We start from the raw sequence: 12,893 nt of genomic DNA on the forward strand, positions 1-12,893 counted from the left end.
GAGCTGCCGTCAAGCCCCCATGGATGGGTTCACGGCGTTCCTCGACAGGGATACCCCACACCCTAAATCCAGCGAGAACGCTCAAACTGGGAATTGCTGCAATACGAGTCGAAACCAACAGTCCTTTACATGTATATATTTCGCACTTCAAATTTCGGCATTGTCGGAGGTGGCCTTGGGTGCTCGATAAAGGCTTTGCCAGCATGGAGCTGGCATAGAACCTACATGGACGTATTTACCCAGCACCTAAATTCCATAACCCATTGGCCATGGTTATTTGTCTTGGTTAATTTAGGTGCTGGGTTTACGGCGTCCTTTGACGGGTACCCCAAGGCCGAATTTTCATCTACGATGGTTATACTTTGACCCGCTCTAATTTAAAAAAAAATCATGACCCATTCAAACGATCTATTCTCCGCAGCAAAACAAGTCATTCCCGGCGGCGTCAATTCGCCGGTTAGATCATTCGGCGGCGTCGGAGGCACTCCGGTTTTCATCGACCATGCTTCCGGCCCTTATATTTTCGATAGCGAAAACAAGCGATACATCGATTATGTCGGCTCCTGGGGCCCCATGATTCTGGGACACGCCCATCCTGAAGTAATCGCTGCCGTCACTGAAACCGCCCAAAAAGGCCTTAGCTTCGGTGCGCCGACCGAAATTGAAACCCGCATTGCTCAAACCGTCTGCGAACTGATGCCATCGATCGAGTTGGTCAGAATGGTCAGCTCCGGCACCGAAGCGACAATGAGCGCGATTCGCTTAGCCCGCGGCTTCACCGGACGCGATAAAATCGTCAAATTCGAAGGTTGTTATCATGGCCATTCCGACTCGCTTCTAGTCAAGGCCGGCTCGGGCGCACTAACATTCGGCGTGCCGAGTTCGCCGGGCGTTCCTGCGGCTTTGGCGGAAAACACGATCACATTAACCTACAACGATAACGAATCGGTCGTCGAGTTATTCAAACAAATCGGCGACAGCATCGCTTGTATCATAGTCGAACCGGTGGCCGGTAACATGAATTGCATCCCGCCGGTTTCCGGGTTTCTCGAAACGCTACGCCGAGTCTGCGACGAATCCGGAGCGCTGTTGATTTTCGACGAAGTGATGACCGGCTTTCGTGTAGGATTACATGGCGCACAAGGGGTTTACAACATCACGCCCGACCTGACCACGCTCGGTAAAGTCATCGGTGGCGGCATGCCGGTCGGCGCTTTCGGCGGCAAACGACAAGTCATGGAATATCTCGCACCGGTCGGACCGGTTTACCAAGCCGGTACACTCTCAGGCAACCCTGTCGCCATGGCCGCGGGATTGAAAACACTCGAACTGATTGCGAAACCGGACTTCTACGAAGCTTTAACCGAGAAAACGGCCCGCTTCGTCAATGGCATGAAAGACCGCGCCAGCCAAGCAGGAATACCGCTTTCAAGCAATGTCGTCGGTGGCATGTTCGGCTTGTTTTTTAGCGAAGACAAGCAAATCACTTCGTTCGCACAAGTCGCTCAATGCGATCAAGACCGTTTCAAACGCTTTTTCCACTCAATGCTCGACAATGGTGTTTATCTGGCTCCGTCGGCCTTCGAAGCCGGTTTCGTTTCAGCCGCGCATAGTGACGAGATCATCGATGAAACGCTGGATATCGCGGCGACAGTGTTCAAGACATTATAAACACACGCGCAGAATGGCATACGGATTCCGCCGATGAGGCGCGTTTTCGGTTTTTTTCTCATTCCGATGATCCTTGTTAATTTATCGGCGCTCGTCTCTCGAATCCGCGACAACCGTGCGAAGTCTATAAAAACCAATTTAAGTTCTTTAATGCGCTATGACACGGAGATGATATGAAACCGGACAGCCTCTCGATCAAAAAACGCTATGACCGACTAGCGCCTTATTTCGATAGCCTTGAAGCCGTCATGGAAGGCTTATTTTTCAAAAAATGGCGTAACCGTTTATGGGCCAAAGCCGAAGGCGAGCATATTCTTGAAATTGGCGTAGGCACAGGTAAAAACTTCGATTATTACCCGCATGGCGCCCGGATAACTGCAATCGACTTCAGCGGCAAAATGCTGGATATAGCAAGACACAAAAAAAACCGAAAACAGATCGATGTCGACCTTCATGTAATGGATGTTGAATCGCTTGAATTTGCCGATAATTGTTTCGATACCGTGATTGCCTCTTTCGTATTTTGCTCGGTACCCTCGCCCAGAAAAGGGCTCAAAGAATTGCATCGAGTCTTAAAACCGGGCGGACAAATCGTGCTGCTCGAACACGTTTTAAGCTCAAGACCTTTGGTTGCTCGCTTGATGAATCTATTGAACCCGCTGACAGTTTCATTGGTCGGCGCAAACATCAATCGGCAAACGATCAAAAACGTGCAAGCCTCCGGCTTCAGTTCGATTCATGTCGACTCAAGCAGCGGCGATATTATTAAACTGATACAAGCGCGAAAATAAAGTCGATTGACGAACATCTCCCTCGTTCGCGTGATCAGTTCTTCATGACATGCAGCGAATAAACCCCGTTGTCAAAATCGTCGAAATAATAATCTACCATCGGATTATGAATCCGCTGTTTGTTCTGGCTGACCGTCAAATTGCATTCCGCGACATAGGTTTGGTGGCTGGCATTATCGACTAAGACATGATACCAAGGTTGATCCTTTGCGGGTCGACTGCGCGCGACCTTTTCGTACCACTCCTCGCCGCCGCGAAACTCAAAATCGACATCGTAGATAACCCCGCGGTAATTAAACAATTTATGATGAACGATCTGCCCTAAAAAATATTTTGCTTCTTTCATAACCCGTCTCTTCAAGCCAAGCCGCTCTTATATCTAAACTTGCCGCCACATCGTCCGCGCAAAATCCGACTTCAACAAAAGAATATCATAATCATCACAAACACCCTAAACCGTTGAAAATGCATAAACCGGGAATTGCCGAAAAATCATAAAGTTTTTCGCTACGAACCTAACGAATTGGTTAAAATACAGCCTATTACATTATTTTGATTAGAAGACGTGAAGCCACAGATAAAAAATCTCGTTCAAACCCGCATTCCAACCCGTTACGGCGAATTCGTTCTGCATTATTACAGCAACAACATCGACACTAAGGAGCATGTAGCCTTCGTAAAGGGCTCAATCGCAAACCAAAGCCGAGTTCCGGTTCGCATCCATTCCGAATGTTTCACCGGCGATGTCCTCGGTTCGCGGCGCTGCGACTGCGGCGAACAGCTCGACAAGGCACTGCAGATCATCAGCAACGCGGGACAAGGCGTGTTGATTTATTTACGCCAAGAAGGACGCGGCATCGGGTTATTGAAAAAACTGCAGGCTTATAACTTACAAGACCAAGGCATGGATACGGTCGATGCCAACATTCATTTAGGCCATTTGGACGACGAACGCGACTACACCTTCGCCGCTTTAATGCTACAAGACTTAGGCGTCAATTCGATCCAATTGATTACCAATAACCCGAGAAAAATCGATGCATTGACTCAACTCGGCATCAATGTCGAGGACCGCATCCCGATCGAATCGGTTTTCCATAACGACAACCGCGCTTACTTGACCACCAAAGTCGAAAAAATGAGTCACTTGTTAACCCTGCCGAATGAAGACAAAGACTAAGGATTTGGTCGTAAATAACTTCCCTATTTTAAGGAGGGTTCGGTTGCTCGATTGGCAGGTGTCGGCGGCAGGGAAAGCCGCCGTCAAGCCTACACGGACGTATTCACGGCGACCTGCCGAGCGAGTGACCGAACCCTCAACAAGGCTCATAGTTCCAGGACATTATTTATCACGAAATCCTAATCGCCCCGTCAAACTTCCGCCGGCAAAACCGTTTCCACCAAGCTAACCCAAAAGGCGGCTCCCATCGGTAAAATAGCATCGTTAAAATCGTAATGCGGATTGTGCAATAAACAACCGCCTTCCGAGGGGCCGTTACCGATCCATACATAACAACCCGGCACCTGCTCCAGCATAAAGGCAAAGTCCTCCGAGCCCATGCTCGGTAACGGACACAAATCAACACCTTCGCTTCCCGCCACCTTTGTTGCCGCCAGCAATGCCAACTCGGTCGCATTCGGTTCATTGACCAACACCGGATACCCCGGATTCTCGGGATTGAATACAACCGACCCGCTAACGCCCAATCCCGCACAAATTCCTTCGACCGTCTTTCTAATCTGATCGACAATCAATTCCTGCACCGCTGGCTTAAAGCATCTAAACGTACCTCGCAGCACAACCGACTCGGGTAAGGCATTCCAAGTATCGCCGCCATGAATCTGCGTAATGCTAACCACCGCCGAATCGAGCGGGTCGACCGTACGGCTGACAATGCTTTGCAAAGCACTGATTACTTGCGCGGCGGCAACAATAGCATCGTTACCTAAATGCGGCATTGCGGCATGAGCGGCATGCCCGGTGACAACAATCTCGAAACAATCGAACGAAGCCATCATCGGACCGGATTTAACGGCAAAATATCCTTCCGGAATATCGTGATAATTATGCATACCGAACACGAAATCGACTGGAAACAACTCAAACAAGCCGTCATCGATCATCCGTTTCGCTCCGGCCCGGCCTTCCTCGGCCGGTTGAAAAATGAAATATACGGTTCCATCGAATTGAGGACACCGACTTAAATATCCTGCCGCGCCGAGTAGCATCGCACTATGACCATCGTGCCCGCAAGCATGCATTTTTCCATCATGCTGAGAACGATGCTCAAAGCGATTCTGCTCGTGAATGAACAATGCGTCCATGTCGGCCCTTAGTGCAATTTTTCGAGAACTCGTGCCCGCTGTCAAGCTCGCTACAATACCGGTATTCCCCAAACCTTGATGCACATCAAGCCCGAATTCCCTTAATCTTGCGGCAATAAAACGCGCCGTTTCGTTTTCCTCGAATGCGGTTTCTGGAAATTGATGCAAATGCCGCCGCCACTGCTTCATTGAAGCATGCCACTCCGATAATTTATTTACTGTCGCCATAGCCAATCCGTTTATTTTTTCGCACATTAAATTTCGGCACCGAACACCCGTTAAAGGCCCGGCACCTAAATAATTAACGAAGATTATCACTTATCGTCAGTAGCTTATGGGTTTAGGCGCTGAGTGAATGACAGATTTTGCAGAAGCAAAATCCGCATAACACACTGCGTCTCCATACACTACTGTCGAAATGTGGTGCTCGATCGGGATAACAAAAATAAATCTTGTTTTCTTTTTGTTCTTTATGTACTATTTTTACAAAACAAACAGAGAACAGATTATGCAGCTTTTAAATTTAACCCGCAAACAACAAGAAGTCTTTGATTTTTTACTCGATCAACAAGACTTTGCACATCCACCTACGCTCGACGAATTATGCGCCGCTATCGGACTAAAATCGAGAGGCTCGCTACACAAACATATTCAAGGACTCATTAAAGCCGGCCTAATTGAAGCACCTAATCGAAAACAACGCGGCATCCGCTTAACAGCCCACGCCTTGGCGCTGAAAGAACCTTCGGCTAACGATCAACGCAATACGTTACCGTTGGTCGGTGCAATCGCCGCCGGCAAACCGATCGAAGCCATTGAAAATATCAATTACATGCACGTCCCCGATCAACTCAAATCCGAAAAGCCTTGCTACATCCTACAGGTCAAAGGCGAATCGATGATCAACGAGGGTATTTTCGACGGCGACTGGGTCGTCATCGAACAACGCAGCCACGCCCTTAACGGCGAAATCGTCGTAGCATTGATCGACAAGTTGGAAGCCACGCTCAAAATCATCGAACAGTACCCGCATGAAACAGTACTAGTTCCGGCGAATTCAGATTTAAAACCAATGCGTTATAAACCTCATCAAGTTGAAATTCAAGGTGTATTGATCGGGCAAATGCGCAGTTATCGGCACAAAAACCCATCCCACCACCTAACCGGAGAAAAATCATGACCCCACGTTATCATATGCAGGATCAAGTCCATGACCGTATCAAAGATCTGATGGGCGAAAACGAAACTTTCCCCTGGAGCGGAGGCCGACTACAGAATTTCGCCGCACCGGCCATTATCGTATTATTTTTGCTGCTTGGCTTGAATTGGTAAACATGACTCTATACTTCGTGCGAGCTCAGCATGAAAGTAGCGCGTTAATGCATAGCATGCTATAAATTAACGCGCGGTTATAAACGGCTAAACCGGTGCCAAAAAACAATTGCTAACCCTAGAGTAAGCATTGGACCCACTAAAAGAGCTAAAAAACACAATTATTGGACGAAGTAACACATTGGTTGTTGATCAATGAATGAGGGCGAGTCACACCGCACATCTATAGACTCATTAGTTTCGTGCCTACCATGCTTTCCGTGAACAATGCTCTGATTTCAAGTAATATGCAGAATATTCATCCTATTTGGCCTTCACCTTTTCTAAACGATTAAATTCACTATGATCAAACATATCCACATGCTTTTTGTCGCGCTGTCCATCATCAGCTTTACCGGGCGCATATTCTTATCGGAAACCCATTCTGCATTACTATCGCAAAAATGGTTAAAAATAGCCCCGCATGTCATCGACACGGTGCTGCTAATCAGCGGCATTTCATTGGTTTTTATCGGCGGCTGGCTTTCGACCGATTTCGGCTGGATCATTGCCAAAATCGTGGCATTACTGGGTTATATCGGCCTAGGTATCGTGGCGATGCGCAGTCAAGGAAATCAACGCTGGCTGGCATTTGCGGGCGCCTTACTGTGCTTTATTTACATTGCGCTCGTGGCCGTCAACAAACAAGCCTTTTTCTTTCTGTAACTCTAACCCGGAGCAATATCCCAGCAATTCCCAATTTGATAATAAACAAGTGTGTGGAGCGTGCTTGGCGAGGATGTCGGCAGCAGGAATCTGCCGTCAAGCCCCCCTCGGTCTGTTGCCGTCATAGTCGTGTTCACAATAAAGAATCGAGTTGGGGGCGCAAGGCATCGGCGACGCAGTCGAACTCATTTTCAATAGTTGTTATTAAATCCGATAGATCTTGCCACTGTGCATCGATCGCCTGAGTCTCTAAACGTTTACAGACTAGGGATAAGGTTTCAGCGCCGAGATTGGCGCTAGACGACTTTAGGCTATGCGCGGTTTTTCTCACGACATCCCTATTCTCTTGTGAATAAGCCAGCTTGATTGTTCGAATTTGTTCCGGCGATGTCTCTAAATAAATCGTTATGATTTTCGTTAAAGTAGCGGTCGAACCGCTGGGATCTAAGCCTCGAATTCTGGCGAGCGCATCCATATCCAACACCGAATGATCGGAACTTTCATTTGATTTTATTGAAACGCTTTGAATTTTATGCGGCAACCAATGCTTCAGCTTATCGATTAAATCTTCGACGATAAAAGGCTTGCTCAAAAAATCGTCCATGCCAACTGCCGCGCAACGTTCCCGATCACCGGAAATCGTTGCCGCCGTCAACGCAATGATGGGCGTTTTAATCCGCTGCCGCTCGCATTCGAGCGTACGAATTTTTTCGGTGGCCGTATAACCATCCATGATAGGCATCTGGCAATCCATCAAGATCAAATCGAAATCATGCTCGGCAAACTGCTCGACGGCTTCGGCACCATCGGCGCAAAGAGTCGTGCGGCATTCGAGGCCGACAAGAATGGCCTTAGCGAGCTCTTGATTAACTAGGTTATCTTCAACCACTAAAATAGCCGCTTCCGGAAGTTTAACTAAATCACATCGAGAAGAACTCTCTCCTAGCCCGGAAGAATTATCCGTGGCAAGATCGGTAGGCTTGATAAATTTTTGCAAGTCGACTAGATGATAGGGTTGATTCAAATAAGCCTCGGCCTGTTCGGATAATTCCGCATTGCCCCACAATACTGTCCGTAACCCGGTTAATTCTGGCGCCTTGACGATCTCCATCAAGAAGCCGCTAAGCCCCGACAAGCGATCGTCAATCACAATCGTATCGAACGCCTCGGCGTTATCGAAAGCCTCGCGCAGCGTCGCTAATGCTTCATGAGTTGCTGCCGAAGTTAACACGACTCCCGACCAGGCTTGTATCTGCCTCGCCATAATATTAACCTTCGCGCCCGGCTGAGCCGCAATTAAGACCTTACAACCTTGTAAAGACATTCCAGGCTCACTGTGCGTCGGTGCCGGCCTTTCCAGCGCCAGCTCCACGGCAAATCGAGATCCTACACCCGGTTCGCTGCTGCAGTCGATAGCACCGCCCATTAACTCAACCAATTGGCGGGTAATACTCAAACCAAGCCCGGAGCCTCCGTATAAGCGGCTCGAAGATTCATCGGCCTGAGTAAAGGGCTCGAAAATGAATGTGAGATTGTCCGGCTCGATGCCGATGCCGGTATCTTGAATTTCGATGCGATAGCGAACCGACAAAGCATTTTCATCCAACAGCCGCACCCTAACAATCACTTCGCCTTGATGCGTGAATTTAAGCGCGTTTCCGACTAAATTCACCAAAATTTGATGCAAATATGCCTGGTCCCCGCATACCCAAGTCGGTAATCCCGGCATCACGTCGAAACACAAATCGACATTTTTAGCCGCCGCTTGCGCCGAAAATAAATCGGCAATTTGATTCAACGTGACATAAAGATCGAAATTGTCCGAATGTAAATCAAACTTACCGGCTTCGATCTTCGAAAAATCCAAAATATCGTTGATTAATGATAATAACGACTGCGATGAATTAGCGATCAATTGCACATAATGCCGTTCTTGTTTATTCAAACCCTCTTTCAGCAATAATTCGCTAAAGCCGATGATCGCATTCATCGGTGTCCTGATTTCATGGCTCATGTTAGCCAAAAATTGCGATTTAGCCTGATTCGCGGCTTGCGCTTCTTCAGCCAGCATGACGGCTTTATCGGTAGCGACCTCCAGCGCTTTCGTGCGCTGCCGAACTTTTTCACGCAAATCTTCACGCTGAGCCACGATGCGAGAACGATAAATACTCAGTCTTCGGAGCATTTTATTGAACGCTTCGGTCAACTCATTAATTTCCTTGCCTCCCTCTATTTTCAGCTGATGATCGAAGTGTCCGTTGGAAATATCGATCGCCGCATCGGCCAAACGTCGTGCGGGGAGAGTGATTTTTCGCGTCATCCTGACCGTCAACAAAATCGCGACGACCGAAATCGCCAAACTCACCAATAGCGCATTAACAATCGCATTTCCTGCCGTCCGAAAAAACGGCCCTAATAATAATCCGTATTCGATACGCCCGATATATTCGGGCGTTTGAGAACTATCGTTCAATTCAAGCAGCATGGAATCATCGGGCGCCTGGCTGTAGCCATAGATCTCTTTGCCGAATGCCAAGCTTGCATAACGACTTCTATGCATCAATAGCGTCAACAATCGCGGCCGCGTCTGTTCCACTGTGGGTGTAGGCAGATCATCACCGGAACTAGCGCCGTGCCGATACATTAGCTGATTATCGGCATCGTAAAAGCGGATATAAGCGATTTCGCCAATTTGATCCAGTTTACGTGAAATCTCATGCAATTCGCGGACATTACGGGTATAGAGCGCATATTCGCTGTTGAGTGCGATCATTTCCACCAAAACCCGGGCATGAGTCTGCAGACGGCTGTAATTATCGGCAATAGACTGAAAGGCATTGACGCTCGTGATAATCAGCGATGTACTGAGAATCAGTAATATCACGAACGCATTGAACTCCTGAGTCAGGCTCCTTTGCGACTTTACGTTAAAAAATTTCATGGGCGTCTTGAATCAAGCTTTCCGGCAATTCCAACTTCATATGCCGTAGCGTTTTCACATTGACCGAGTAAAATACTTTCCGCGGCGACTCTACTGGAATTTTTTCGAGGGGAATACCGTTTAAAATTTTCACGAGTTTTTCGCCGCACTGAACACCGATATCAAAATAGTCTCGATCGAGCGAATAAAGCGCCCCGGCCTTAGTCCATTGGTTCGACAAACCGACTAAAGGAATTCGGTTACGAAACGAGTAGAGCAATACATGCTTGGCGGTTTGCGCATTTAAAATACCGGATTCGGCGAAACTCCATAGCGCACCGGTATCCTGCGGCAAACGTTTCAATGCGGACGGTAAATCCGCGTGACTGTTAACGACTTGCGCATGAAGCTTGAGTCCGATTTGCTCGGCAAGTTGCTGAGCCCTGCGCAATTCGTCGCCGCTTTTTTCTTCATGGTACAGCACGGCAATCGACTTATCGGAACCGATAAACATCTTGAGCCATTGCATTTCGATTTCCAACGGAAACTTCAGCACTAGCCCAGTAGCGTTCTCGCTGTCGCCCAAGGCTTTTTTGTCAACGATCAGCCCCGCGCATAAGGGCAGTTCACTAAACTCCGATACGGCAAATGCGGTCGCCTGACTACCCAGCGATAAAACGGCTCGGGGCCGGCGGGCCGAAACGGCTGCTTTAATCGCGGCATTGTCATTCGCGTTTTTATAAACATGCACATCGAGCTCAATACGGAACCCGCTGACCAAAAAAGCTTGTCGAACACCCTCTAGAACCTCCTGATAAGGTTCTGCATCCCGGCTCAAAATCGCGGTAATCGTAATACTCTGCGTATCGGCGAGACATTGCGGCATGCAAATCAGCAGGCTTGATAACCAACAACCGATTCCGATCAGTCGTCTCATCGATTAAAACTCATAATTGAATTTCACCAAAAACAATCGTCCGTTTTGTTCGATGGTTTCGGCGCGCAAATCGGTCGTGGATGGGTCGTGATAACGGCTATCGAAGAGATTATAAATACTGCCGCTCAGCTCCAGCCCCGGAATCAAATTGCTGGAAAAAACGGTCATATTAGCTAGAAAATAACCGGGCACATCGGACGAGAACGTGTTGCGCCGACTGGTATAACTCAAGTTGAAACCGGCAAATACAAGGTCTTGCCATAAAGGCCCGGTAATATTGAGTTTAGTTAGGTGTTCGGGGGAGTTTTCGGGTTTTCCGGGGTCGCCCTGTACTCGCGATTGCTGGTAGGCATAACTGAAAGCCGCGCGCCAACCGCTTTCCCACTGCCCTTGCAGCTCGGTTTCGATGCCGTAGGTTTCGATTGAATTAACATTTTTATAAATATAAGGATCGCCAACCGTTCCGCCTCCGGTCAAGCGAATCATATCGAATTCCTGGTTGAAATAAGGCGCGAGTGTAAGCAGATAATTGCGTTGAAAACGTTGAATCAGATTAACTTCATATGAGCGCATTGTCTCGGGTTCTAAATCCGAGCTACCGACCCAAATATTGCCGAAACGGTAATTTTCCTCGAAAGCGCTCGGCACGCGAAACGATTGGCCGTATAACAGCTTTAAGGTCGTATCGGCAAACGGTTGGTAAATAAGCGCGGCCCGAGGATTCAGCGCATCGGCGATACCTTCATAGCGGTCATAACGCACACCGGCATTCAAGGTGAGATTATCCAAAATACGGTAATCGTCCTGAATATAAACGCCCCAAATCGTGCGCTTGATAGCCACATCGGCAAATTGTTCGCCGGAGCCCCGCTCGAAACTGCGCATCGCCTGCTGAAAATTGTAACGGTATTCGCCGCCGACAATGACATGATGATCGCCAAAAGTTTTCGACAATTTCAGCTCGTTACCCCATAATTGACCGCGAAACACGTCGCGGCTCAAATCGTCCGGCACGAAGGCATAATAACCGTCGAAAGCATTGAAGTCGTAATACGAACGCGCCATGACGTCGAGACCGTTATCGAAATAATGTTCGTAGAGCAGATCGGCATAAGCGCGATCGTCATCCAGCCTATTCCGGGAATCATTGAAAATCGTGTCGGCAATCGGTACCGGCGGGCGTTTGCTGCGGCTGACGTAGGCGCCGCTCAAAGTAAAATCGCCCAACGTGTATTTGGCAAAACCGCGCTCGGAACGGTCCTTATCCATATCGCGTGCGGTGCCGAGACCGGCCACGGACAAATTATCCTCGCCCTCGCTCTGAAAATGCGAACCGGACAAGTAAAGCTCCGATCCATTGTCGAAACGTTGCCCGTAAGTGAATTTCCCCTTATAGGTCTCCTGGCTGCCGAATACGCCGGACACGGACGGGCCTTCAAGATCGCGGCCCCGCTTGGTAATGATATTGAGTATGCCGAGAAAAGCATTGCTGCCATAGAGAGAAGATGCCGGCCCGCGAACCAGCTCGACGCGACTGATATCGTCGACATCGACCATGAACTCGGATCCAATCGCGCTGAAATCGACTAGATTGTCGTTGCTGCGATGACCGTCGATCAATACCAAAACACGGGTATTGTAATCGCCGCTCCGGTTGAAGCCGCGAATACCGATACGCTGATAAATACGGTCATTGCTGGTATACATGCCGCGCATGCTGCCGACAATATCGCCTAGATTGCGATAACCGAATTTCTTGATATCCTCTGAAGTCACGATACTGACCGACGAAGGCGCCTGCGTGACCGGCTGCTCGTAACGCGATGCGCTATAGACCGAAGGAATGTCTTCAAACAATATTTTTTCGTCGAGCGCTGCCGTAAAATCTTCGGCAACAACACGAAATGTCAGCGCCAGATTCAGCCAAAAAGGCCTGGCAAATATTCTCGGTATCATCAACAGGATTGCTCCATCATTCGACTCGATTGATCGTGCAACCAAGCGAAATACCGGAACGCAAAAATGCAGGCCGGTTATTATACTTTACGAACTGTTAAACAGGCATTGTCTTAGGTATGTGCACAAAATAATTGCTACAAGTAGTAGGCTTTGCGGCGGCTCGGTGACTCACTTGACAGGACGCCGTGAATACATCCATGTAGGCTTGACGGCGGCTTTCCCTGCCGCCGACACCTGTCAATCGAGCCACCGA

Annotated in this window: 11 protein-coding genes; 6 read left to right on the forward strand and 5 right to left on the reverse strand. The window is 48.5% G+C overall.

Features of this window, described 5'->3' with window-relative positions; translation table 11 throughout:
• Window positions 1-390: 390 nt before the first annotated feature.
• Window positions 391-1,671, forward strand: a complete 1,281-nt coding sequence (hemL, locus tag ACINK7_RS19725; protein WP_404357947.1) for a glutamate-1-semialdehyde 2,1-aminomutase — start codon at window positions 391-393, stop codon at window positions 1,669-1,671.
• A 173-nt stretch (window positions 1,672-1,844) separates the two neighbouring features.
• Entirely contained in the window at window positions 1,845-2,462 is a 618-nt protein-coding gene (locus tag ACINK7_RS19730; protein ID WP_404357949.1) for a class I SAM-dependent methyltransferase, read from the forward strand.
• A gap of 34 nt (window positions 2,463-2,496) precedes the next feature.
• Here ACINK7_RS19730 and hspQ read toward each other — a convergent pair whose 3' ends face one another.
• The gene (gene hspQ, locus ACINK7_RS19735; RefSeq protein ID WP_404357951.1) at window positions 2,497-2,808 is read right to left on the reverse strand and encodes a heat shock protein HspQ; all 312 of its coding nucleotides are present in this window, start codon (window positions 2,806-2,808) and stop codon (window positions 2,497-2,499) included.
• Between the two features lie 219 nt (window positions 2,809-3,027).
• On the opposite strand from hspQ, the gene ribA reads away from it, so the two are divergent.
• Entirely contained in the window at window positions 3,028-3,642 is a 615-nt protein-coding gene (gene ribA, locus ACINK7_RS19740; RefSeq protein WP_404357952.1) for a GTP cyclohydrolase II, read from the forward strand.
• Window positions 3,643-3,833: 191 nt separating this feature from the next.
• Here ribA and ACINK7_RS19745 read toward each other — a convergent pair whose 3' ends face one another.
• Window positions 3,834-5,015: a M20 aminoacylase family protein gene (locus ACINK7_RS19745; protein WP_404357953.1), complete on the reverse strand. Its 1,182-nt coding sequence runs from the start codon at window positions 5,013-5,015 to the stop codon at window positions 3,834-3,836.
• Window positions 5,016-5,295: 280 nt separating this feature from the next.
• Between ACINK7_RS19745 and lexA the strand changes: the two genes are divergently transcribed.
• From lexA to ACINK7_RS19760, 3 genes are all read left to right on the forward strand, one after another.
• Window positions 5,296-5,967: a transcriptional repressor LexA gene (lexA, locus tag ACINK7_RS19750; RefSeq protein WP_404357955.1), complete on the forward strand. Its 672-nt coding sequence runs from the start codon at window positions 5,296-5,298 to the stop codon at window positions 5,965-5,967.
• Window positions 5,964-6,119: a hypothetical protein gene (locus ACINK7_RS19755; RefSeq protein ID WP_404357957.1), complete on the forward strand. Its 156-nt coding sequence runs from the start codon at window positions 5,964-5,966 to the stop codon at window positions 6,117-6,119. Before lexA ends, ACINK7_RS19755 begins: the two co-directional genes overlap by 4 nt.
• Window positions 6,120-6,461: 342 nt before the next feature.
• Window positions 6,462-6,824, forward strand: a complete 363-nt coding sequence (locus ACINK7_RS19760) for a SirB2 family protein (protein WP_404357959.1) — start codon at window positions 6,462-6,464, stop codon at window positions 6,822-6,824.
• 133 nt (window positions 6,825-6,957) lie between these two features.
• Here the strand turns inward: ACINK7_RS19760 and ACINK7_RS19765 are convergent, their stop codons facing one another.
• From ACINK7_RS19765 to ACINK7_RS19775, 3 genes are read right to left on the reverse strand one after another with little or no spacing between them, the layout of a single operon-like run.
• Window positions 6,958-9,765: an ATP-binding protein gene (locus tag ACINK7_RS19765; RefSeq protein WP_404357961.1), complete on the reverse strand. Its 2,808-nt coding sequence runs from the start codon at window positions 9,763-9,765 to the stop codon at window positions 6,958-6,960.
• Window positions 9,752-10,681: an ABC transporter substrate-binding protein gene (locus tag ACINK7_RS19770; protein WP_404357963.1), complete on the reverse strand. Its 930-nt coding sequence runs from the start codon at window positions 10,679-10,681 to the stop codon at window positions 9,752-9,754. Before ACINK7_RS19770 ends, ACINK7_RS19765 begins: the two co-directional genes overlap by 14 nt.
• 3 nt (window positions 10,682-10,684) lie before the next feature.
• Window positions 10,685-12,637, reverse strand: a complete 1,953-nt coding sequence (locus tag ACINK7_RS19775; RefSeq protein WP_404357965.1) for a TonB-dependent receptor plug domain-containing protein — start codon at window positions 12,635-12,637, stop codon at window positions 10,685-10,687.
• Window positions 12,638-12,893: the final 256 nt, after the last annotated feature.

The organism is Methylotuvimicrobium sp. KM1 (genome assembly GCF_044788715.1).
Classification (GTDB): domain Bacteria; phylum Pseudomonadota; class Gammaproteobacteria; order Methylococcales; family Methylomonadaceae; genus Methylotuvimicrobium.

Excerpts from the sequence above, each read along its gene's own strand:
- hemL (WP_404357947.1), top strand. The coding sequence starts at position 391 with ATGACCCATTCAAACGATCTATTCTCCGCAGCAAAACAAGTCATTCCC.
- ACINK7_RS19730 (WP_404357949.1), top strand. The coding sequence starts at position 1,845 with ATGAAACCGGACAGCCTCTCGATCAAAAAACGCTATGACCGACTAGCG.
- hspQ (WP_404357951.1), bottom strand. The coding sequence starts at position 2,808 with ATGAAAGAAGCAAAATATTTTTTAGGGCAGATCGTTCATCATAAATTG.
- ACINK7_RS19745 (WP_404357953.1), bottom strand. The coding sequence starts at position 5,015 with ATGGCGACAGTAAATAAATTATCGGAGTGGCATGCTTCAATGAAGCAG.
- lexA (WP_404357955.1), top strand. The coding sequence starts at position 5,296 with ATGCAGCTTTTAAATTTAACCCGCAAACAACAAGAAGTCTTTGATTTT.
- ACINK7_RS19755 (WP_404357957.1), top strand. The coding sequence starts at position 5,964 with ATGACCCCACGTTATCATATGCAGGATCAAGTCCATGACCGTATCAAA.
- ACINK7_RS19760 (WP_404357959.1), top strand. The coding sequence starts at position 6,462 with ATGATCAAACATATCCACATGCTTTTTGTCGCGCTGTCCATCATCAGC.
- ACINK7_RS19765 (WP_404357961.1), bottom strand. The coding sequence starts at position 9,765 with ATGAAATTTTTTAACGTAAAGTCGCAAAGGAGCCTGACTCAGGAGTTC.
- ACINK7_RS19770 (WP_404357963.1), bottom strand. The coding sequence starts at position 10,681 with ATGAGACGACTGATCGGAATCGGTTGTTGGTTATCAAGCCTGCTGATT.
- ACINK7_RS19775 (WP_404357965.1), bottom strand. The coding sequence starts at position 12,637 with ATGATACCGAGAATATTTGCCAGGCCTTTTTGGCTGAATCTGGCGCTG.